Here is a 22,686-nt window from a genome sequence, read left to right on the forward strand (position 1 = left end):
TCGACTTGTAAAGGAACTTTTCCTTCTCCATCGAAAAGTTTTATAAATATATTTCTATATTTATAAAACAAGGCACGATTTTAATCGTGCCTTGTTATTTTATTATGCAGCGTTTTCTACTAAGAAGTCTACAGCTTTACGCACTTTAAGATCTTCAGCTAAAGCGTCTACGCTTCCAAGAGCTTGCTTGATAGCGTCTACTGGCATACCATACATTTCAGCCATTTTTTCAACTTCTGCAGTTACTTCTTCTTCAGTAACTTCGATGTTTTCAGCTTCAATGATAGCTTCAAGAACAAGATTGATTCTTACACGTTTTTGTGCATCTTCTTTCATTTGCTCTTTTAATTTGTCAGCATCAGTACCTGTGAATTGGTAGTAAAGCTCAAGGTTCATACCTTGTTGGCTTAAACGTTGCTCGAATTCACGAACCATACGATCTAACTCAGTGTTGATCATAGCTTCTGGAATTTCGATTTCAGCGTTAGCAGCAGCTAATTCTACTACTTCGTCACGTACTTTGTGCTCAGCTTCGTGCTTTTTGCCTTCTTCTAAGTTTGTGCGAAGTTTTGCTTTTAATTCATCAAGAGTTGCAACCGCTTCGTCTGCTTCTTTAGCGAACTCGTCGTTTAACTCAGGAAGTTCTTTTGTTTTGATTTCGTGAATTGTTACTTTGAATGTTGCTGGTTTGCCAGCTAATTCAGCAGCATGGTACTCTTCTGGGAATGATACTTCAACGTCTTTAGACTCACCAGATTTAAGACCGATTACTTGCTCTTCGAAACCTGGGATGAATGTACCAGAACCGATTGCTAGAGAGTAGTTTTCGCCTTTTCCGCCTTCAAATGCTTCGCCATCAACGAAACCTTCGAAGTCGATTACAGCTGTATCACCGTTTTCAACAGTTCCTTCTTCTTTAACAACTAGTTCAGCTTGACGTTCTTGTAAAGATTTTAATTCGTTCTCTACATCTTCGTCAGTTACAGTTGTTTCAACTTTTTCTACTGCTAAACCTTTGTACTCACCTAATTTAACTTCAGGTTTCACTGTAACTTTTGCAGTGAAGATAAGGTTAGCATTTTTTTCGAACTTCTCGATGTCGATTTCAGGATGATCAACTGGGAAGATACCAGCTTCTTCAATCGCTTCACCGTATGCTTTTGGTAAAATGATATCTAAAGCATCTTGGTATAAAGATTCAATACCAAAGCGTTGTTCGAATAATGGACGAGGCATTTTTCCTTTACGGAAACCTGGTACGTTAATTGTTTTTACTACTTTTTTGAACGCAGCGTCGATAGAGTTGTTTACTTCTTTAGCATCAACTTCGATTGTTAAAACGCCAACGTTACCTTCTAATTTTTCCCATTTTGTAGACATTTATTCTTTCCCTCCAACTATAATAATGTATGCACATACCTCTATAGATTAAGATCTTCATTATCTCTTTTTTGAAATAACAAATACACAAATAATCCTCTAGCAAAAGCTTTCAGATATAATGTTCCAATCTACTAATTGCCCAGAAGACAACTACGGTATATTTTGTTCGAGAATAATATGAAACATATTAAGTAAGAGAATTACACTTCTCTTCTCTTACAAACAGGCAGTTTTCTGCCTTTTGCAACCCTTACATTATAACATAGAATATGCTCGTTTCAAGAACTGAACGATTCTTTTTCATAATTATACGGGCAAATATCCTTCTCTTTCAACACGTAATAACCATTGATAGGCAATATGAAACTCTTCCAATTCGATATTGTATGCTGCCATAAGCTCTTCTTCATCAATAGCCAATCCGAAACGCTTTCTTCCAATTCTCTCTAAAACAGCTGACCAAATCTCTTCTTTATCCATTAATAGAGCGAATGGGAAAATGCTAATTTGCAATTCTTTCCAATATGTAACCATCGCTTCAAATATATCGGGATAATTTTGCTCTAATCGACTTGATAATTTATGTATAATGTTATTGGATTGCTCCTCATTATGACCTGTAAATGCTGGAATTACCTTAATCGTATTCCCAAACTTTTCTACCTCTATTTCCTCTTCTACCTGACTTTCTATCATTTTATACAAAATAGAAGTTTTCAAATAGGGGTGTTGCTCTTCATCTATTAAAAATTTCTTTAAAACAGGTAATGCAAGATCTAAGTCTTTTAATGAAAGTCGCTGAATCGCTCTTAGCTTCTGTCCAAAGTTTTCTCCAAAAATTTCATTAGTAAACTCATTCAACTCAAAATTTGAATCCACTAGCGATGCGTCTCCCTCATTTAGCATACCTTCTGCAAATAAAGCAAGCTGCGCTAATTTTTCCTTTTGATCAGGCATTATATCTTTCGTTTGTAAAACCTTTTCAACAGTTTCAATAACACCTTCATAATCATTTGTTTGAACTAAAATAGTCACGTACGTTTCAAGAATATCACCAAATAAGACAACTCCTGTTTTAAGCAACTGTTCACATTTGTCTTTCGCTTCTTCCATACGTTTTAATTCGAGTAAACAAATAACTGAAGCTAATTCCGTTTGTTCCGTTTCCGCATTATACTGACGTAATATTTCAAAGCAGCGCAATGCATCTTCGAACTTCCGCTCTTTCAACGCTAAAAAACCTTCATCAATATAGCGCTCTGATAGCTGCGGAAACAATACGACCGTATTTTTTTTTTTATCCATACGTCCGCCTCTTTTTCTTGATTTTAATTATGTTCAAAGTAAATATATCAAATGCGTAATGAGAACACAACATCCCCAAATTATTTGTTTGAAATATGAAAATATTTAATTTTTACATTCCAATACGAATAAATCTCTACTAAAAATTAAAATTGTACAAATAAAAATCCCCAGCAACAAACGCAGAGGATTCATCATTAATGGAAAGCTTTTATAATTGTGGGGTATATTACAAGGGTAATAATTTGGAGAACAATAATTGCCATAACAATCATGCTAAAATAGAAGATTGGTTTACTTCGCTTCATTAAAAACATAATAATAAGCATCGTACAAGCAAACAAACTTAAGAAGAACAAACTTGTTGTCGAACTAAGTATACCACTTGGGACAAAGAACAATAACACTACACTACAAGTACCTATAATTCCAAATAACCATTCCATTCATTCACTCATTCCCTTTCCCTCTCATGGCTGTTTTCTCTAAGCAATCAAATGTTTCACAACATCAACTACATACGTTAATTTCTCATACGCTACAAATCCAAAAGCAACCGTTAAGCCCGTTACAACTAATCCTTTCATCATTTCTGCCTCCTCGTTTTATCGTTGTTATCTTCATTATAAAAGATTAGCAATTTGTTACCATCGAACTACCTTACAGTTACCTTACAGAATTGTAAGATTTCAAAAGAGGATAGAAAAACACCTCACATAGCTTGAGGTGCTTTCACGGAATTTCTCTATAATCACTTGCAAAATTAACTTTTTTCTCTTGGTTATTTTTCGGAGAATCCAATCTTAAACTAATAGATTTACTAAATAATTTAGGATCAAAATAATTATTCATTACTTTTCTTAACTTACCTTCAGATATTTTCGTATTACAAGAAAACAAAGGATGAAAATCATGTTAATATATTTTTGTACAATTAAGAATTTAATTTACAAGGGGGATTATATATGTTTAAAAAAATGGCCGCAGATGTATTAGGACTAAGCGATGTAGGTTCTGTTATTACACCTAAAGACTATGATAAGGTCGATGCCGATGATTATGTAATGCATGAAGATGGGGAGAAAATTTACTTTCTAATTAAATCGAAATCAGATGAATATTGCTTCACAAACAAAGGGTTAATTCACTTAGACGGTACAAGCGCAACAAGTAAAAAACGTACACTACGCCGCTTTAGTTATAGTAAATATCAAATTAAAAACGTAGCACTTGAAACTGCAGGAACGATTGATTTAGATGTAGAAATTAAGTTTCAAATGGGCGATGAACATTACTCAATTGATGTTCATAAAAAACATATTGAAGAATTAAAAGATTTATATAAGGCTTTACTTAAAATCGAAGAAATTTCATACGACAACGATATTACATTACAATATGCACATAAAAGTTTAGATATGGCATCTAATGCCTTTAGCCGCATTTCAAACGCACAAGTAAATTTAGCAGAGCAATTTAAAGAGATGAACGAGATCGCCTTTAACTGGCTTGTTGATACGAAGAAACAATATAATGTGAAAGATTATGGTTTTGTATTTGAGAAGTTTATTAATAACTAAACAGAAAACCTTGTTATCAAAAGATAACAAGGTTTTTGTAGCGTACCAGGAGAAATTCGAGCTCCCGCTCCGCCCATTTCCGTACTATTTTATATATTTTGATCGCAGTCTTAATATATCTTCTCCTTCGCGAATGCCTGCCGATCCCTTCCTCACATTTTTTACGATAGTCCAATTCGGGTTAGTTTCATCACCGATGTTCTGTACTGTAAAATTGCCATCACCATATTTTCGGTGACCTTCTGCCAATTTCTCCGTTAAATCATTCTCATTTGATCTCGCCATCTTTGCGCCATCTCCCTTTTTTATACGACCTTCTTAAACCATCTAACCAATCACAGGTCCAGTCAATTGGAGATTCTCATTTTCCGCTTCTATTAATTGTAACACACTGCCGGGGATAAGTTCCGATAACTGCTGCTCAACCGTACTAGAATGGTAAAGAATTTTATAATATTGCAAGTAAACAATTAAGAGAATCTGGATATGGATTTGAGTTCCATCATAAACCTATTAATTCTTTAAATTAAATAAGATGAATAAGGCGCATAAATGGCGCTCTTTTTATTTAAGAAAAAAAGTACATATGCAACTGCTTAATATCAAAGGAAAGCTCGCAAATATTAAGCATGAACTACACTTATAACCCAAACATCAAATTTTAGACAAACAAAAAACCTTGTTATCTTTTGATAACAAGGTTTTTTTAGCGTCCCAGGAGAGATTCGAACTCCCGACCGTACGCTTAGAAGGCGTATGCTCTATCCGGCTGAGCTACTGGGACATGGAGCGGGTGAAGAGAATCGAACTCTCGACCAGAGCTTGGAAGGCTCTTGTTTTACCACTAAACTACACCCGCATATGTTATTTTCTTTTCTTCGTTAGCGCCGTTGCCCTATCGACAATATTTATTATATGTATAACCACACATAAAGTCAACACCTTTTTTAAAAGAGGATAAATTTTCTTATCCTCTTTTAAAAACTGCCTGTTCAACTAGTTGTCCGTCTAACGTTTCAAAACGAACTTCCATTTGATTTTCATCCATTTCTAATAAAGCAAATGTCTTTTCTACACGCTGACGTGGTAATAAAATACTGCCTGGATTAATAAATAAAACGCCCTCGATTAATTCCGCACCTAATACGTGAGAATGTCCGAAGCATGCAACTTGCGCTCCCACTTCTTCAGCATGGTACGCTAGCGTTTGTAATGTCATTTTCACATTATGGCGATGTCCATGCACAACTAAGAAGCGAATTCCATCTACATCAGTTACAATTTCATCTTGAAAGTTAGCATAATCACAGTTTCCTTTTACAACATGGAAACCTTGCAGTTCTTCATGAGCAGATGTTAGCTCTGAATCACCGCAATGAATCATGATATCTACTTTCCCTTCATACTTCTCTTTCAACTGCTGTAATTCCTTCACAGAGCTATGACTATCGCTTACGATTAAAGCTTTCATCATTCTCTCTCCCTTATTCTCCTAAAAACCATTCCGGGATTTTTTCTTCTAACTTACGAAGAGCACGTCCGCGGTGACTAATAGCATTTTTTTCATCTGAACTTAATTCCGCCATTGCTTTTTTGTACTCTTCCACATAAAAGATCGGATCGTATCCAAAGCCATTTTCTCCGCGGCGTTGTTCTAAAATAAATCCTTCACATGTCCCGTTTACAATGACAGGCTTTTTATCACCTTCAGGGAAAGCTACTGCTAATGCACAGTAGAAGCGAGCTTTACGCTTATCAAACGGTATTTCATTTAATTCTTGTAAAACTTTATCAATATTCGCTTGATCATCTTTTGGCTCTCCAGCAAAACGAGCTGAATACACGCCTGGTTTCCCGTTTAACGCATCTACAATAAGACCTGAATCATCCGCAATTACAATTGCATTCAACTGTCTACTCAAACTATCCGCTTTTAAGATCGCATTTTCTTCAAATGTTTCACCAGTTTCTTCGACTTCTTCAATATGAGGAAAATCGTGTAATGATTTCACTTCTAAATCAAATCGCTCAAATAACTCAGCAAATTCACGTACTTTCCCCATATTTTTTGTCGCTACAACAACTTGTTTCATACTTTCCACCTCTACTCTATATGAGATACGATGTCACCTAACGCTTCTTTTTGCATATCAATCAGTTGGAAAATGCCTTGTTCTGCTGCATCAAGTAATTCATTTAACTGCGCTCTACTAAACGTCGCTTCTTCTCCAGTTCCTTGCACTTCAACGAACTGACCTTTTCCAGTCATAATTACATTCATATCAACGTCTGCTTTAGAATCTTCTGCATAGTTTAAATCTAAAACAACACCTTGCTCTTCAACAATTCCTACTGATGTTGCTGCTAAATAATCTTTTACTGGAATTTTAGATACTTTTTCTGCTTGTAATAATTTCTCGAAAGCTAATACCATCGCTACATATGCACCTGTAATAGAAGCTGTTCTCGTTCCACCATCTGCTTGGATGACATCACAGTCAATCCAAACTGTTCTCTCGCCAAGCGCTTCTAAATCAACTACCGCACGTAATGCTCGTCCTATTAAGCGCTGGATTTCCATTGTACGTCCTGTTACTTTCCCTTTGCTTGACTCCCTAATTGTACGTTGTTCTGTCGCACGTGGAATCATCGCATATTCAGCTGTTACCCAGCCCTTTCCTTCTCCACGCATAAATGGCGGGACACGCTCTTCAATTGTCGCTGAGCAAATTACCTTTGTATCCCCAACCTCAATTAACACTGATCCTTCTGGATGTTTTAAATAATTCGTATGAATATGTATATGGCGTAATTCTGTTTTCTCTCTACCATCTACTCGCATAAAAATAACCTCCTCATAACTACTTGTTAGTATAGCCAAATTTAAATGTATGATATGTATACAATAAAAGAAGAGGAACCCAAAAAGCAATTCCTCTTTCTTACTTAAGTATATCAAATTATTGACGATTAAAAACTACCTGTATTCACGTTTTCTGGACGATCTACAGGTTTTATTAACTTTCCGCCCTTTTCATCTATAAGATTTGCTTTTCCATTCACTTCAATAGAAATATTTTTCACACCTTTCTTTTCTGTTAAAGATAAAACTAACGACTTCAATACGTAATTTGAGATCATATTTTTATCTGGGTTTACAAATATATTTTCATTAAAGTTTAATGTAAGATTTCCGTCTTGTAATTTCGGATTCGTAATAAGCTTAACGCCTGGATTAAAATCATTCAGGAGCGATTGATGGATCGGACCTTTTACAAGTTCATCTATAATTGTTGCATAGTCATTTTCTTTACCTTCCGCAACGCGGCGTGTGACTGGTACGTAGTATTGCTGTTTATTATTATTTTGCGCCATAAAATACAGTGTGACTGGTTTTGTATTTGTTACATCTGCTACTTGTTCATCATCGAAGTTAATACCATTTGCACGGCTCACTCCTTCACCAAGCGGTGTACCACCAACCGGCATCTTTGCCAATTTCTCACCATTTATTTGGAACTGCACTTGTTTTATCTCTGTAAATTGCGTCAACGTCCAAGCTATAGATTCAACGATTTGACGCTCTTCTTCTTTCGCATAGTTTTTCATTTCTTTAGAGAAATCAATAACTGCCGTTCCGTCCTTTTTCAAATCTAAGGTCATCGTTGTATTCGCCGGAATGACTGCACGAAACCCATTCGGTAATAAATTCGTTACCGGTCCATCTTTCACAAGGTATTCTAACGTTTGCTTCACAGTCTCATTTGCTTTCGGAGTAGGTATAGCTAACGTTTGTGGTACAACATAACCATTTTTATCAACAAGGTATAGTTCTCTATTTACCATTTGCCCTTGCTTATCTTTTTTAGCTACTTCTTTCTTCCCACCCTCTGTATACGTAACTTGTTTTGGCGGATCAATTTGTTCAGTTGCTTTCTCTTGATTTATAAAGCCACACCCTGTTAGTAAAACAGCACTCACAGTAGCACCAACAACCCATTTAAAAGTGGATTTAGGCATGCCATTCCCCCCTAAAATCTAAGTTTGTACTATTATGTATACGAGCTGTTTCACGTTTTAGAACAAGCTGCGCCTCTTATAAATTGAAACTTTAATCAACAGGGGTCTTACTCCCCAGCAAATAGCAAGATAAAACAAAAACTCCTGATTTCTCAGGAGCTCACTTATATAAATTCTACTATTATTCTTTTTCTAAATGAATATGCTTCACATTTTCAATCGGTTGACCGAACCATTTTGATGCAATTTCTTTAAACAAGCCTATTTTTCCTGTTGTTAAGAAGAGATGATTGCTTTGTTCTTCTCCTTCATTCAACATTTTACTATGATATAAGATTGTACTTACTTCACGTGCTGTTTCATCACCAGAACTAATTAGTTGCACTTTATCTCCCATTACTTTTTTAATAACAGGTCCTAAAATCGGATAATGTGTACACCCCAATATAAGTGTATCAATATCGGTACTTTTCAGTGGTTGCAACGTTTCTCTTACAACTTCATACGCCATTTCACTTTCGAAATTCCCACTCTCTACAAGTTCAACGAAAGGTGGACAAGCTAAACTTTCTACCATAACACGGTTATTAATAGACTTTAACGCCTCTTCGTATGCACCACTTTTCACCGTTCCAATCGTTCCAATAATCCCAACGTGATACGTGTTTGTCACTTTTAAAGCTGTACGTGATCCTGGGTGAATAACTCCTACTACTGGAATTGGTAATTGTTTTTGCATCTCTTCTAATACAACTGCAGTTGCTGTATTACACGCAATAACTAACATTTTAATATTTAAATCTAGTAAATGCTCTGTCATTTCCCACGTAAATTGACGTACTTCTTCTCGAGAACGTGGACCATAAGGACAACGTGCTGTATCTCCTAAATATATGATACGCTCTTTCGGCAACTGACGAATTAATTCCTTCGCTACTGTTAAACCGCCAACTCCTGAATCGATAACACCGATTGCTCTATTCAACTTCATCACCCGTTTTCTCATTCATCATCTTTTATGTTTATCATTATATTTTACACACTTTAAGTTCGCTCACTTCAAATGCTTCTGTATGAAAATTTTCATTTTCCCATGTATAGACTAGGACCTTTTTTATTTTGCTCCTTTTTTTCGTAATTTGCAAGATAGAAAAATAACCGACCTTCTATAAGAAAGTCGGTTTCTTCTATATAAAGTGCATATTCATTGCTCCATCTTTTTTTGAAAAGAAGACATTCCCATTAATAAGAAGAAATGAGCAGCAATTAAAATGACGATCAAAATAAAATTCAATCGATAACTATTTGTAGATTCCATAATTTTGCTCGCTACAGCTGGTCCAAATGCCATACCGAAAAAGTTAATTAAATTATATAAACCAAGACCGACTCCAACTTTAGCTGGATTTAATGTTTTCGGGATAAATGTGTTTAATGATACTTGAATTGCCGAATAACTCATAAATGTTAAAATAACCGCAAATAAAATAAAGAGTAAGTTCCCGTCCGGAATAATCCCTAAAATTAAAAAGCCAATGATCATAACTACAGAAGCTACATACATCATCTTCACATTCCCAAACGAAGGAATAATCTTTCCGGTAATAAAACTAGATACAATACCAAAGAGAGATGCAATAAACAATACAATTCCAATAACGAATGGAGACAATCCATGTCCTCTTCCTAACAGTAATGGTAATAATAATAAACTAGCACATAACGCCACATTAATGATAAATCCGACCGCTATTAAACGAAGTAATGGTTTATTTGTAAATAACTCAATATCAATAAACGGCGACTCTGTTCTCTTCATATGAGCCTTAAATAAAAATAGAAAAACAACAGATAACACAAAAAGCCCACTATTAATATTAACTCCTAATAAAATGGTCGTAATCAATACAAATAATAAAACTGCTCCAATGAAATCAAAGCGAAACACTTCATCTGTATGTCGCGCCTCTTCTGGCATAAATTTTACGAGTAAGAAAATACCAATCATTGAAATAACCATAAATAAAAATAAATACGGCCACCCTAACGTATTTGTAATTGCCCCACCTACTAAAGGTCCAATACCAACCGCTAATGCAATAGAAGAACTAATCATTGCTAACGCACCTGGTTTTTTAGCTGGAGCAACTAATTTCGCCACCGCAATCATACTAAGCGCAATAAACGCTGCTCCCCCGCTCGCCTGCACTAACCTTGCGAAAATGATAATTTCATAAGATTGATTCACAAATCCAACAATAGAACCAGCTACAAATATGATAATAGAAATAATTAATAGTCTTTTTACACTGTAACGATCAGCCAGCTTTCCATATATTATCGAACCAATACCGACAACTAAGGAATACCCTACTACAACCCAGCTTACTTTCGATTGACTAATTGATAAATCATTGGCAATATCCTCTAGCGCTACATTAAATAACACAGCGTTCATCGGTCCTAACAAAACAATAAAACATAATGTAAAAACAAACCATTTCGAATGGTTTCTTATATCTTTCCCCATGTGTAACACTCTCCTGATTGCAATTTTAAAACTGTCAAACTATAGATAAAAAAATGAAGTTATTTAAATGTTGTATCACCACTAAACAACTTCATTAAATGTGTAAAAGTTGCTAATTTATCGCGCGATAAAGTGAAACTTTAATCAGTGAGGTTTGTATTCATCCCCCACTGATTATTAGCCCTCACCAATCGGGCTTTTACGGGCAGCCCACCCCCCACCTAACTTCTTTGCTTCCGCTGAATTTTGAGATGGGGGTCTTACTGCCCGTTAATGCGGGGTAAATTGAATTCGAAACGAAACACGTATGTTGTTCGATATTCATGGAACTATCATAGTTTCAGCATTACAGTTTGTCAACGAAAAAATATACAAAGTAAACTAATTAAGCCTTTTTAGTTTACTTTGTTCAAAAGTTATTATACACTAATTTCGAAGCCGATATAAGGAGGACTGGCATGATTATTCAAATTTACATTTTTTAACTTAATAAAACGAAACGCATACAGAACTTTTATATAGAAGAGACATTATAGGAGGATTATGATGAAGAGAAAAATGTTAGTTGTATTAACAAGCGTAGAAAAATATCCAAATTTAAATAGGGCTACCGGACTTTGGCTTGGTGAAGCTGTACATTTCGTAAAAAAAGTAGAAGAAGCGGGTTACGAAGTTGATTACGTCAGTCCACAAGGCGGTTATACACCAATTGATCCACATAGTTTAGCAATGGCGGAGAGCATCGATTGGGAATGGTATCAAAAGAAAGAGTTTATGAATCGCCGCGGTTCTACAATGAAACCAAGTGAAGTGAATCCAGAAGACTACGCTGTTATTTATTACGCAGGTGGCCACGGGGTTATTTGGGACTTCCCAGAAAATAAAGAACTTCAAAATATTAGCCGCAATATTTATGAAAACGGCGGAATTGTTTCTTCCGTTTGTCATGGAGCTGCTGGTTTATTTCATATTACATTAAGCAATGGGGATCGTTTAATTAGCGGTAAGAAGGTAACAGGCTTTTCAAATGAAGAAGAAAAATTAGCTGAATTAGATCAATTCGTTCCATTTTTAACAGAAGATGAACTCATTAAAAATGGAGGACTTTACGAAAAAGCCGCGCAACCGTGGGAAGCTTATGCTCTAGAAGATAATCGTGTTATCACTGGTCAAAACCCAGCTTCAGGTGGTCCAGTAGCCGAATTAGTATTAAAGCAGTTGCAAAAATAATATGTACTAAAAAAGCAGATTCTCCTCTATTAAGGGAGATCTGCTTTTTTACGAAATCATTTGCAAAATAGCAATAACTTCTTTTTCAATTTCAGAATCATCAATTGCTTCTATATACTCTGGTTTAAAAAGTTGATACTTCTTTAATTGATAAAAATCAAGTATCGCTTTCTTTAACGTAATATCGTACTGAATACAAAAAGAATGATCTATAATACGTCTTAACATCACATCATCTTGTACCATAAATAATTGTGCATTCATTTTATTAAAATAACCTTGTTCCATACCCGCTTCAAAAAACATTTGCAAATTATGATTACGATTTTGTTGGGCAGCGACTAATTGATCCGACAAATGCGGATATGCTTCTTTCAAATCTTGCAAAAAAACATCCGAAATATATGTCACACATTTTAAAGAATGGATAAACGTCTTTTGGAAACGTTCTGTAAATGACATACTTTCATCTTGATTATCCGCATCACCTTCGAGTAGATAGTTCATGAAATCCTCTACTACCGCCTCAATAATTTCATCTTTCGAAGAAAAACGTTTATATAAAGTAGCTTTACTAATATCCATATATTTCGCAATTTCATCTATTTTCAATTGGCTAAAACTTGTCTTTCTAATAATGGGCTTTATTTTATTAATATAAGTATTTGCACATGCGACTTTTCTCATTTAAAAGAGCCTCCCCTTTTGTCCATACAAAATAGTATAGCAAATTCACGAATGATTATAAATGAAGTTATTATACTCATTATGCCTTTTTAGTTTATTACATTTTCATATACTATACATAAAAAACTATAATCAATTATTACCAACTGGACGGTTACAAACCAATTTTGAGGCGGGAATTTTAGAATAAAGTGAAACTTTAATCAGTGGGAGTTTTGTTCATCCCCCACTGATTATTAGCCCTCACCAATCGCGGTCCTACTACCTGGAAAATAGAGGGATAAAAATACCCACTACCTTTGTTAGTAGCGGGTACTTTTTCTATAATTTATTTACAGCCCTTTTTATAGCCTTACCTATTTCCACGCTAGACTGTGGATTTTGTCCTGTAATTAAATGACCATCTACTACTACATGCGGCGTAAAATTGGGGGCTACATAAAACAAAGCTCCTTCTTCTTTCAACTTACTTTCTAGCAAAAACGGAACGCGCTTTTCTAAATGTACAGCTCTTTCTTCATCGTTTGTATAACCTGTTATACGCTTACCCGCAACAAAAAACGAGCCATCCTTATTTTTCACACCGACTAAAGAGCTTACTCCGTGACAAACAGCCGCTACAATCCGGTTATTGTTATACATATTCTCAATCAAATTTGCTACATATGGATTACCTGGAAAATCTACAATCGCCCCGTGCCCACCACCAAATAAAACCGCATCATAATCCGAAAAATGAACATTTGAAATCGGCCTCGTATTTTGCAATAAAGAAGCTACATGCTTGAATTCGCGAGGTATACCATTCGGAATAGACACTCTATCTATAGGTACTCTCCCGCCTTTTATTGACACAATATCAACATCAAACTTAGCCTTTTTTAATACATGATAAGGAGCTGCGAGCTCTTCAAGCCACAAACCAGTCGGGTGTCCATTCATATCATGAGCACTTGTTGAAACTAACAGTATCCTTTTCAACATATCCCCTCCTTATTACCTATTTATGTATGAAACGTTTTTATCATTCATATAGCAAGTGAAGCAAACAAAAAAATAGCCGACTTTTATATAAAAGTCGGCTGCTTTCTTATAATTCGAGCTCTCCCATACGAAGAAGCTCCACAACTGCTTGTGAACGTCCTTTAACCCCTAGCTTTTGCATTGCGTTTGAGATGTGGTTGCGAACTGTCTTTTCACTTATAAAAAGTTCACCTGCAATTTCCTTCGTTGTTTTATCTTGAACCAGCAATTCAAATACTTCTCTCTCTCTCTTTGTGAGTAAAGGTTTAGATTGATACGCTTTTTCCTTCAACTGGTATAACCCTCCTTGCTTAAGCCAGAGCTGTGTATGTGTAAGTTGGGTGTTTATTTAGTCAAGATATTGTATGAACGAAATGTGCAGGTGGTGAATGAAAATGGGCTTTATTTCCTATGTTATTTTAGACTTTTATACAGTGCGTACACTCTTTTTATCCACTTAATTTCCAACGCGCCATATTTGTTCTAGCAATATACTTACAACCGTACCTACAAATAAACCATTACCGAATATATATTGCATAACAGACGGCAAGGATTGGAGTGCTCCAGACGGTAAAAACATAACGCCGCTGCCAAATAATACTGCAACGCCTAAAATCGTCACATTCCTTTCACTCATCGGCACTTGTTTTATATTATTAAATCCAATTCCAATTAACTGTACGAACGAAGCCATTAAAACAGCCGATGCGACAGCTGATGGTAAAGATGCTAAGTAACGAATAATACTTGGAAAAAGAGACATTACGACTAGTAACGCACATGCCATTAAGAACGATCGTATATACTTTTGTTTTGTTAAACGTATAAATCCTGCCGTTGCTGGTAACGGAACGACACCTACAGTTGAAAATACAGAAGAGATGATATGCGAAATCCCTCCAACCCATGTTCCATCTTTCAACTGTTTTTGTTCAATAGTCGCTTTATGAATAGTTGCTTGATTAATTGCTATAATAGCTGCCACCGTATTCGAAACTAAAATACATACCATAACAAAACTTGATACAGCCATACCTGTATTCCATTTTGGAAGTCCCCAAGCAAATATATGTGGAAGTTGCACAAAATGAGTTACTTGAGATGGGATTGTCACTTTTCCTGCAATGAGAAAAATAACCCACCCACTAATTAATCCTATTAAAACTGCATAACTTTTGACAAAGCCTTGTCCAAAATTAGATAGTATAATAACGAACAGAAATATACTAAACGCGATCATTGCTGTAAATCCGTCGATTTGAGAAATAGTAGCTGTAATTCCTAACATTCCTTTTAAAAATACACCACTTAATTGTAAACATAATAAAAGTAAAAACGTCCCTGTCACAAGCGGCGTAAATAAAAATAAAATACGTCCTATAAAACCAGTTACTCCTAATCCTATTAAAATAATACCGGAGATTATCATTCCTAATTCTAAAATTTGCAGTGTACTATGTAATTGATCTTGTCCGGCCGTTGCATAAGCAAGTACGGTAAATACACCAACCCAAGATCCAGCCGGCCCATCCGCAATTGGTAGTCTATGCCCAAGCCATCCTTGTAAAAAAGAAGATATACCAACTACAAAAAACGTACGCTGCATTAAATAAAATATTTCTTCCGTCGTAAGATGAAATAATCCGCCAACGACAATTGGTAGTGCGATTGAATTTGCTAATAAAAATATAAACCATTGTAAAGTTCCCATAATATGATTTTGGTTATGTTGATTGTCCAATTTTTTCATCCCTTCTAGCTTTCCTATAAAAATATATTGTAAGAATAAAAAAGAAGAGTTCTATACTCACCATTAGAACCCTCCTCAAAATATTTAAACGATTCTTCTACACAAGATTATTTAATTCCACCTCATTTAAACTTCCAACAACAATATTTCCTTTATACACGACTAAACGTTTTTCTGTTTGACGCGCTACTGCTTCAGCAGCGCATGTCGCATTCGTCAAAACAAAGCTCGCTTCATCCCCTACATTCGGCCATACTCGCTTCCCTTCCTTATTTAACGTTTCTTTTCCTCCTGTAATAAAGCGGAGTGCTTTTCCTAAAGACCTTTCGTCACTCCACCCAAAACGCTCTGCTAATCGATTCGCCTTTTGAAGCATATCACCTGTTCCAAACGGTGACCAATGATCTGTAATGCTATCATTGCCTAATGAAACCTTAATACCTTTTTTATCTAATAACGGAATTGGGATTACTTGTTTACCAATTGGCACTGTTGAAGTAATATCAATATTTACATTTGCGAGTCTTTCTGCCACTTCTTCAGCCTCTTTATCAGTAACACCACCAAGTCCAAGTGCATGACTAATCGTTACACGGCCTTGCCATCCTGCTTCTTCTGTTAAACTTGCCAATCTCTTCATCGTAAACGTTCCAAGATTATTCGCATCGTGCAAATGAATATCAACATCCGCATTAAATTCGACTGCGATATCCATAATTGTATGTAATGACTTTTCAATGTCATTATCCACTGTAGCTGGATCTACTCCTCCGACTAGATGAGCACCCATACGCATCGCATCTTTCACGAGTTGCACAGAATTACTGCGCAATAATCCATGTTGCGGAAACGCAACAATTCTACTAGATACTCGATTTTTATATGTTTCTAATGCCGCTAACGTCGCCTCCAAATTACCAAGCCCAATAATTGGATCAACATTACAATGCGTTCTAATATTCGTTGCACCATTTTGCAGTAGTAACTCTAGCATATTTTCCGCTCTATTTTGGGCAGTCGCTAATTGCTTTGGTAAAATTTTTTCTTCTTCATTAAAACGTGTAAAAATACTTTCTGCTGGCATACAAGCTTTCCATGGGCCACTATAATATGTTTTATCAATGTGAATGTGCATCTCTTTGAAAGCTGGCAACATTAATAAGTTCTTAGCATCAAAAGTTACTATATCTTCCTCTTGAACAATCCCTTTTATAATTTTTTTAATTCGACCATCTTCAATAAGTAAACTGCATAATTCTGTTTCCGTTTGTGAAATTCTCTCTTCTTCATATGTATATCCTGATTCAAGCATTACGTTAGTCAACCAATATACTGTCATCTCTATTTCCCCACCCTTTATTAAAAATCACCTCATAACTACAAGTTTAATATCCACTGAAAATTAAGACAATTAATACGATCACTTCTCACAAAAAAATGTAATACAACCCCATAGTCTTCTCATAAATTTCCATATAGAATAAAAGTATGCAGTTTGATATAAAAAGGAGTTGATTGGAATATGTCAAAAAAGTTATGTAAATCCGAAACTGATAAAATGCTATTTGGTATATGTGGTGGTTTAGGAGAATATTTTGATATTAGCTCTACTCTTATTCGTATCATTTGGGTTATTGCTGTTTTATGTTTTGGGACAGGATTTTTAGTTTATTTCATTTGTTTATTACTTATGCCACGTTCGTACTAATGGCATCATTTCACATACTTAAGAAGAGCAAATCACCTATAGAATCCTATAGGTGATTTTTTCATGAAGAATATTTCATCGTTAAATGTAATACCGCCACTTCTTCTTCTTCATTTTTATAAATATGCTTCTTATTCGCTTCAAATTGAATGGAATCAAACTCATTTAATTCGTATACATCATTCTCCACTTGAATAGACACTTTCCCTTTCATTACCGTTACAAGCTCAATCGCACCTTCATGATGAGCTTCTGGCTCATATATACTATTTGATCGTAAACAAGCACGGTGCATTTCCATCCCTGTTTCTTTCGTATAACGGAACATCGTTTCTAAATGCCACGCTTGTCCTTCATCTACTGCAAATCCTTCTCCACAGCGTGCAACAGCTACAGGTTCTCCAACAACCATTAATCTGGATAAAGGAATTGATAACCCTTTCGTTATTTTCCAAATGACAGCTAGTGTCGGATTTGTTTCCCCTCTTTCGATCTTTCCTAATGTTAATTTACTAACTCCTGTTTTATGGGCTAATTCTTCTAAACTTAATTTCTGTTCATTTCGAATTTGTCTCAATAACTGTCCAACTTGTTGAATGACTTCTTTCGTTTGCATATCTTCATTTTCTTTCATATATAAAACCACCTCAAAGTATAAAATAGTTTACTTTTAATAATTAAAAGTATATCATACTATACATAATTATTTATTTTCGAAAGGAGTGCTATACTTCATGCGCGCAATTTTATTAGGTCTTTTATCATCGGCCTTTTTTTCTGCAACCTTTATTATTAATAGAGCAATGAATGTATCTGGAACGAGCTGGGCTTGGACAGCTTCCTTCCGTTTTTTATTTGCTCTTCCTATTTTATTCCTTATCGTTTTATTTCGCAAAAACTTTAGGGAATTATGGGAAGAGTTAAAAAAACATCCATTGGCATGGATCGGATGGGGTTCTGTTGCCGGTATTGGTTTTTATTCTTTATTAAGTTTCGCAGCTGTCTTTTCTCCAGCTTGGCTCGTTGCTGGAACTTGGCAAGTTACGATTTTAGCTGGTTTACTACTATCACCACTATTTTTCGTGAAAATAGAAACAAAATCAGGTACGAAACTTGTACGCGGAAAAATTCCACTTCGTAGCTTATATGTTGCATTATTTATTTTACTTGGTGTAATTTGTATGCAAGCAACTGCCGCAGGCCATATTACAATGACTCAGTTCATTTCAGGTTTTTTACCTGTCGTATTAGCCGCTTTCTTATATCCGTTCGGTAACCGAAAAATGATGGAGCTTGTTGGTGGACGCCTTGATACGTTCCAACGTGTATTAGGAATGGCAATTGGAAGTCTTCCTATAACAATCTTGCTTGGTATATACGGATTTTCTACTACTGGCATTCCAACATCCAACCAAATGCTTCAAGGATTTTTGTTAGCGTTATGTTCCGGCGTTATTGCAACGATGACATTTTTCTTTGCTACTGACTTAGCAAAAGATAACCTCGCTCTACTTGGAGCTGTTGAAGCAACACAAGCTGGAACGATGGTCTTTACCGTACTTGGAGAAATCATTTTCTTAAATGGTTCACTCCCTGAAGGACTTTCTCTCATCGGAATGATTATTATCATGTTAGGAATGGTTGCAAATAGTATTTTAAACCGTTCTGTTCCAGTCGTTAAACAGAAAAAATCGGCATAAAAAAAGGGTATGGTTCTATAGAGATGAACCATACTCTTTTTTATTGTCCCCCTATTTCGCCTTATCAGAATAGTATTTCATTGGCTGTTTATACTAAAACTTATGTTATAATACGTTTCATGCGCATTAATAGGAGGTAAATTATGTTAAAAAAAGCAATCGCTGAATTTATTGGTACATTTGTACTTGTATTATTCGGAACTGGAGTAGCTGTCACTGGCGGCGGAATTGAAGGAATTGGAACATTAGGAATCGCTATGGCTTTCGGTCTATCTATTGTAGCTATGGCATATAGCATCGGAACAATTTCTGGATGTCACATTAACCCAGCAGTATCAGTAGCTATGTTCATCAACAAACGAATGAACGCTATGGAACTTTGTTATTATGTATTAGCTCAAATTTTAGGTGGTTTATTAGGAACTGCAACGTTAGTAACAATTTTAAAATCTGCTAAAACACCTTTAGATAATTTAGGACAAAATGGTTTCGGAACTCTTGGTTTATCTGGAGCATTTTTAGTTGAGTTCATTTTAACTTTCGTATTTATTTTAGTTATCGTTGCTGTAACAGGTAAAAAAGGAAGTTCTTCTTTAGCTGGACTAGTAATTGGTTTCACATTAGTTTTAATTCACTTATTAGGAATTCCATTAACTGGAACATCTGTTAACCCAGCTCGTAGTATCGCACCAGCTTTATTTGTTGGTGGAGAAGCACTTTCTCAACTATGGGTATTCATCGTAGCACCAATTCTTGGTGGTATCTTCGCAGCTATCGTAGGTAAATTCATTTTAAATACTGAAAAATAGAATTTTCAATATTTCTGAATAAAAAAATGCGAGCCCTCATTATGAGGAAGCTCGCTTTTTTTATTCTTTCATTTTAGACTTTAAATTTGTAACTAATTGATCTACCGTTACATTTGCAAGTACGTTTTCCATCGCTTCTTGCGCTTGCATTAAAATAATTTCTAATACTGATTGAATATTAGCTCCTACTGGACATTCAATGTTGGGATTTTCATGGAAGGAAAATAGTTGTCCTTCTTCTACAACTTCCACTGCTTTATATACATCAAGTAATGTAATTTCTTCTAAATCTCGAGCAAGTGTCGTACCACCTTTACCAGCTTGTACATCAACAAGCCCTGCTCTCTTCAACATTCCTGTAATGCGACGAATCACAACTGGATTTGTATTCACACTACCGGCAATCCATTCAGAGGTACAGCGAGAGTTTCGATCTATCGCAAGTAATGTCAGCATATGAACACCTACTGTAAAACGACTACTAATCCCCATCTGCACACCCTCCTTTTTATTCATTCTATTAAAAGACGACTCTTATTATTATATACTATTTTTAATTTATACATAAAGAAAAAGCATGATTTCAATAGGAAATCATGCTTTTCTCTCATTATTGACGCTTTATAAATTTCGCTAAATCTTTAAATTTCACTTTATCTGAGTAATTCATTACGCCGTTTACGTAAATGCGGCTTGTAACAGCATTTAATACCGCAATTGTCGCCAATAAGACTGCTAATGTTATCGTAATTTCTAGCATACCTGCTTCACCAGCTACAATACGTGAGAAGGTAACCATCGGTGTAAAAAATGGAACGTAAGAACTTACAACAACGATAGTACTATTCGGATCACTTAATGATTTAATACTAATAAAGAATGCAGCCATAATTAAAATCATTACCGGGAAAGATACAGCTTGTAAATCCTCCGTCTTAGACACGACAGCTCCAGCAGCAGCATACATCATCGCATAAAGTAAATATCCCGTAATGAAATAAACAAGAAACATGCTGATAACCTTTGCATCTAATTTCGTAAAGTCAATTGGAATACCAAATAGTGAGGCACTTTCTAAATCGACCCAGCCTAACAAATATGGAATAAGATAACCACACGCCAATATGACAAGTTGCAATAACGCCGTTGAAACAACCGCTAAAATTTTCGCATACATCATCGTAAGAGGCTTCACTTTCGGAAGCATTACTTCCATTACACGTGACGCCTTTTCAGATGCAATATTCATTGCGATTGTATTTCCGAACGCTACAATAAACATATATAAAGCAAATGTAAAGAAATAGGCAATTCCGAAAGAAGATGTACGATCTTTTATCGCTTCTTGCTTTACTTGAATTTCTGTTTGTAATTGCTGTGCAATTTCTGGTGAAACATTATTTTTGGCAATCGTCACCATCGTATATTGTTGCTTTAAATATCCTGCCATAATTGCAGAAGTTGCTTGGCTTGGAAATCCATTATACATATATGTAATCGATGGAGCCCCACCCTTTTCCGTCACATGGAATAGACCATCTAAATCGCCTTCTTCTACTTGCTTATGCAGTTTATCAAAATCATCCTTTGAACCAATTGTTATTTTTGCTGATGGCAATAGCTTATTTAGCTCATCTTTTTGTACTTTATATGTGGAACTCTCTACTACAACTGCAATTTTATCTTTATCCTTATTTTTATCATCGCCTGAAGTAAAATGATTAAATGCAAAAATCCCAAACACAACTAAAAATAAAATCGCACTCGTAATTAATGATTTCTTAGATAAAAACGCTTCCCTAAAATAAAATGAAAATACGTGAGAAAATTTACGCATCGTTATTTCGCCCTCTCTACAAAGATTTCGTTTAACGTCGGCTCTAACATTTTGAATTGTCGTAAGCTAACACCTTGCTCTTGCAACTGTTGCAAAATCTTGAGAGCTTCCGCATCGTCTTGTACTTTCACATAAAGAAGGCCTTGTTGTTTTTCATACGATACATGTATAGCTTCTAATCCCTTTTCATTCTCTACTGTATCTTCAATCGTTAAATTACGGAAACCGTATTCTTTCTTAATATCACTTAGCTGTCCTTTTACGACTGCTTCACCTTTTTTCAAAATACATACATGTTGGCAAAAAGCCTCTACTTGTTCCATACGATGACTTGATAAAATAATCGTCTTTCCGCTCTGTACTTGTTCTTCAATAATACTAGCTAGCATCCCAGCATTAACTGGATCAAGGCCGCTGAATGGTTCATCTAAAATGAGAAGTTCCGGATTATGAAGAAGAGCAGCAATTAATTGTATTTTTTGCTGATTCCCTTTTGAAAGCTCTCCAGCCGTTTTAAATTTATATTCTGGTATCGCTAAACGCTCTAACCAGTGATCAATAGCGTGATCCACTTCTTTCTTCGACATTCCTTCTAATCTACCAAAATATCGCAGCTGATCTATTACTCTACTTTTTGTATATAAACCTCTTTCTTCTGGTAAATACCCAATTGTTACACCACTATTTCCAAATGCTTTTCCATCCCATGTAATCGAACCTTCATTAGGCGTTAATAATCCGAGAAGCATTTTGATTGTTGTTGTTTTCCCTGCACCATTTCGTCCAAGTAACCCTAGTACTTCACCTTTTGGTAACGAAATTTGCAAACCGTTAACTGCTTTTGATTCCCCAAATTGTTTCGTTAAGTTTTGAATTTGTAAACTCAAGTATAAAGCCTCCCCTTTAGTATCATTCGTACTCTCTTTCAAAGACTATGTTTATTCAAGACAAAATATAGCACCACGCTTCATTCTCTTATATGTAAACATCGTCATGAATCCATCATTTGTTCTATTTAGTTAAAATTGTAAATAAAAAAGTTCTTTTTGTCAATTATAATTGTCATTACGACAATAAAACTTGTCAAAACAACTATTATTATTTTGCTCATCTTTCTAATA

Annotated in this window: 24 protein-coding genes, 2 tRNA genes and 1 pseudogene; 6 read left to right on the top strand and 21 right to left on the bottom strand. The window is 35.4% G+C overall.

What is annotated here, in order from left to right:
• Window positions 1-102 precede the first annotated feature (102 nt).
• From tig to ACTFP3_RS15815, 3 genes are all read right to left on the bottom strand, one after another.
• Window positions 103-1,380 carry a trigger factor gene (tig, locus tag ACTFP3_RS15805; RefSeq protein WP_000105215.1) on the bottom strand — a complete coding sequence of 426 codons (1,278 nt, stop codon included), beginning with the start codon at window positions 1,378-1,380 and terminating at the stop codon, window positions 103-105.
• Between the two features lie 309 nt (window positions 1,381-1,689).
• The gene (locus tag ACTFP3_RS15810) at window positions 1,690-2,688 is read right to left on the bottom strand and encodes a hypothetical protein (protein WP_440010810.1); all 999 of its coding nucleotides are present in this window, start codon (window positions 2,686-2,688) and stop codon (window positions 1,690-1,692) included.
• Window positions 2,689-2,885: 197 nt separating this feature from the next.
• Entirely contained in the window at window positions 2,886-3,134 is a 249-nt protein-coding gene (locus ACTFP3_RS15815; protein ID WP_001983650.1) for a hypothetical protein, read from the bottom strand.
• A 519-nt stretch (window positions 3,135-3,653) separates the two neighbouring features.
• Here ACTFP3_RS15815 and ACTFP3_RS15820 point away from each other — a divergent pair.
• Window positions 3,654-4,268, top strand: coding sequence for a PH domain-containing protein (locus ACTFP3_RS15820; protein ID WP_000473869.1), 615 nt, complete (start codon window positions 3,654-3,656; stop codon window positions 4,266-4,268).
• Between the two features lie 84 nt (window positions 4,269-4,352).
• Here ACTFP3_RS15820 and ACTFP3_RS15825 read toward each other — a convergent pair whose 3' ends face one another.
• Entirely contained in the window at window positions 4,353-4,553 is a 201-nt protein-coding gene (locus ACTFP3_RS15825) for a hypothetical protein (RefSeq protein ID WP_000124459.1), read from the bottom strand.
• Between the two features lie 152 nt (window positions 4,554-4,705).
• Between ACTFP3_RS15825 and ACTFP3_RS15830 the strand changes: the two are divergent.
• Window positions 4,706-4,798, top strand: a pseudogene (locus tag ACTFP3_RS15830) (DUF6572 domain-containing protein); the annotation flags it as partial.
• Between the two features lie 180 nt (window positions 4,799-4,978).
• Here ACTFP3_RS15830 and ACTFP3_RS15835 read toward each other — a convergent pair.
• The 8 genes from ACTFP3_RS15835 to ACTFP3_RS15870 form a co-directional block, all read right to left on the bottom strand.
• A tRNA-Arg gene (locus tag ACTFP3_RS15835) sits at window positions 4,979-5,052 on the bottom strand.
• A 1-nt stretch (window position 5,053) separates the two neighbouring features.
• Window positions 5,054-5,127, bottom strand: a tRNA-Gly gene (locus ACTFP3_RS15840).
• A gap of 108 nt (window positions 5,128-5,235) precedes the next feature.
• Entirely contained in the window at window positions 5,236-5,739 is a 504-nt protein-coding gene (locus ACTFP3_RS15845) for a metallophosphoesterase (protein ID WP_000645511.1), read from the bottom strand.
• Window positions 5,740-5,752: 13 nt separating this feature from the next.
• Window positions 5,753-6,361: an XTP/dITP diphosphatase gene (locus ACTFP3_RS15850; protein WP_000815939.1), complete on the bottom strand. Its 609-nt coding sequence runs from the start codon at window positions 6,359-6,361 to the stop codon at window positions 5,753-5,755.
• An 11-nt stretch (window positions 6,362-6,372) separates the two neighbouring features.
• A complete protein-coding gene (gene rph / locus ACTFP3_RS15855; protein WP_001261765.1) occupies window positions 6,373-7,110 on the bottom strand; it encodes a ribonuclease PH in 738 nt (245 codons plus the stop codon).
• A gap of 128 nt (window positions 7,111-7,238) precedes the next feature.
• The gene (gerM, locus tag ACTFP3_RS15860) at window positions 7,239-8,288 is read right to left on the bottom strand and encodes a spore germination protein GerM (RefSeq protein WP_001126748.1); all 1,050 of its coding nucleotides are present in this window, start codon (window positions 8,286-8,288) and stop codon (window positions 7,239-7,241) included.
• 181 nt (window positions 8,289-8,469) lie between these two features.
• On the bottom strand, window positions 8,470-9,279 hold the full coding sequence (gene racE / locus ACTFP3_RS15865) for a glutamate racemase (RefSeq protein WP_089607652.1): 810 nt from the start codon (window positions 9,277-9,279) through the stop codon (window positions 8,470-8,472).
• Window positions 9,280-9,492: 213 nt separating this feature from the next.
• Entirely contained in the window at window positions 9,493-10,818 is a 1,326-nt protein-coding gene (locus ACTFP3_RS15870; protein ID WP_006921220.1) for an MFS transporter, read from the bottom strand.
• A 546-nt stretch (window positions 10,819-11,364) separates the two neighbouring features.
• Here ACTFP3_RS15870 and ACTFP3_RS15875 point away from each other — a divergent pair.
• The gene (locus tag ACTFP3_RS15875) at window positions 11,365-12,048 is read left to right on the top strand and encodes a type 1 glutamine amidotransferase domain-containing protein (protein ID WP_440010813.1); all 684 of its coding nucleotides are present in this window, start codon (window positions 11,365-11,367) and stop codon (window positions 12,046-12,048) included.
• Window positions 12,049-12,096: 48 nt separating this feature from the next.
• On the opposite strand, the gene ACTFP3_RS15880 is transcribed toward ACTFP3_RS15875, so the two are convergent.
• The 5 genes from ACTFP3_RS15880 to ACTFP3_RS15900 form a co-directional block, all read right to left on the bottom strand.
• On the bottom strand, window positions 12,097-12,735 hold the full coding sequence (locus ACTFP3_RS15880) for a TetR/AcrR family transcriptional regulator (RefSeq protein ID WP_001233006.1): 639 nt from the start codon (window positions 12,733-12,735) through the stop codon (window positions 12,097-12,099).
• A 321-nt stretch (window positions 12,736-13,056) separates the two neighbouring features.
• Entirely contained in the window at window positions 13,057-13,719 is a 663-nt protein-coding gene (locus ACTFP3_RS15885) for a type 1 glutamine amidotransferase domain-containing protein (protein WP_000919610.1), read from the bottom strand.
• 106 nt (window positions 13,720-13,825) lie between these two features.
• Window positions 13,826-14,050 (bottom strand): spore germination transcription factor GerE, encoded by a 225-nt coding sequence (gerE, locus tag ACTFP3_RS15890; protein ID WP_000659484.1) that lies wholly within the window; start codon window positions 14,048-14,050, stop codon window positions 13,826-13,828.
• 165 nt (window positions 14,051-14,215) lie between these two features.
• Window positions 14,216-15,511, bottom strand: coding sequence for a purine/pyrimidine permease (locus tag ACTFP3_RS15895; RefSeq protein ID WP_440010815.1), 1,296 nt, complete (start codon window positions 15,509-15,511; stop codon window positions 14,216-14,218).
• Window positions 15,512-15,608: 97 nt separating this feature from the next.
• The gene (locus tag ACTFP3_RS15900) at window positions 15,609-16,850 is read right to left on the bottom strand and encodes an amidohydrolase family protein (RefSeq protein WP_440010817.1); all 1,242 of its coding nucleotides are present in this window, start codon (window positions 16,848-16,850) and stop codon (window positions 15,609-15,611) included.
• A 183-nt stretch (window positions 16,851-17,033) separates the two neighbouring features.
• Here ACTFP3_RS15900 and ACTFP3_RS15905 point away from each other — a divergent pair, with 183 nt between their 5' ends.
• Window positions 17,034-17,219, top strand: coding sequence for a PspC domain-containing protein (locus ACTFP3_RS15905; protein ID WP_000038411.1), 186 nt, complete (start codon window positions 17,034-17,036; stop codon window positions 17,217-17,219).
• Window positions 17,220-17,280: 61 nt separating this feature from the next.
• On the opposite strand, the gene ACTFP3_RS15910 is transcribed toward ACTFP3_RS15905, so the two are convergent.
• Window positions 17,281-17,853 (bottom strand): helix-turn-helix domain-containing protein, encoded by a 573-nt coding sequence (locus ACTFP3_RS15910; protein ID WP_000661924.1) that lies wholly within the window; start codon window positions 17,851-17,853, stop codon window positions 17,281-17,283.
• 100 nt (window positions 17,854-17,953) lie between these two features.
• Between ACTFP3_RS15910 and ACTFP3_RS15915 the strand changes: the two genes are divergently transcribed.
• Together ACTFP3_RS15915 and ACTFP3_RS15920 are read left to right on the top strand one after the other, a co-directional pair.
• On the top strand, window positions 17,954-18,919 hold the full coding sequence (locus tag ACTFP3_RS15915) for a DMT family transporter (protein WP_001201624.1): 966 nt from the start codon (window positions 17,954-17,956) through the stop codon (window positions 18,917-18,919).
• 143 nt (window positions 18,920-19,062) lie between these two features.
• Window positions 19,063-19,728: an aquaporin gene (locus ACTFP3_RS15920; RefSeq protein ID WP_000913213.1), complete on the top strand. Its 666-nt coding sequence runs from the start codon at window positions 19,063-19,065 to the stop codon at window positions 19,726-19,728.
• Window positions 19,729-19,788: 60 nt separating this feature from the next.
• On the opposite strand, the gene ACTFP3_RS15925 is transcribed toward ACTFP3_RS15920, so the two are convergent.
• From ACTFP3_RS15925 to ACTFP3_RS15935, 3 genes are all read right to left on the bottom strand, one after another.
• Window positions 19,789-20,220, bottom strand: coding sequence for an Rrf2 family transcriptional regulator (locus ACTFP3_RS15925; protein WP_000512998.1), 432 nt, complete (start codon window positions 20,218-20,220; stop codon window positions 19,789-19,791).
• A 118-nt stretch (window positions 20,221-20,338) separates the two neighbouring features.
• On the bottom strand, window positions 20,339-21,565 hold the full coding sequence (locus ACTFP3_RS15930) for an ABC transporter permease (protein ID WP_001224980.1): 1,227 nt from the start codon (window positions 21,563-21,565) through the stop codon (window positions 20,339-20,341).
• Between the two features lie 2 nt (window positions 21,566-21,567).
• Window positions 21,568-22,452, bottom strand: coding sequence for an ABC transporter ATP-binding protein (locus ACTFP3_RS15935; RefSeq protein ID WP_000058117.1), 885 nt, complete (start codon window positions 22,450-22,452; stop codon window positions 21,568-21,570).
• Window positions 22,453-22,686 lie beyond the last annotated feature (234 nt).

The organism is Bacillus cereus group sp. MYBK5-2 (assembly GCF_051915685.1).
Classification (GTDB): domain Bacteria; phylum Bacillota; class Bacilli; order Bacillales; family Bacillaceae_G; genus Bacillus_A; species Bacillus_A cereus.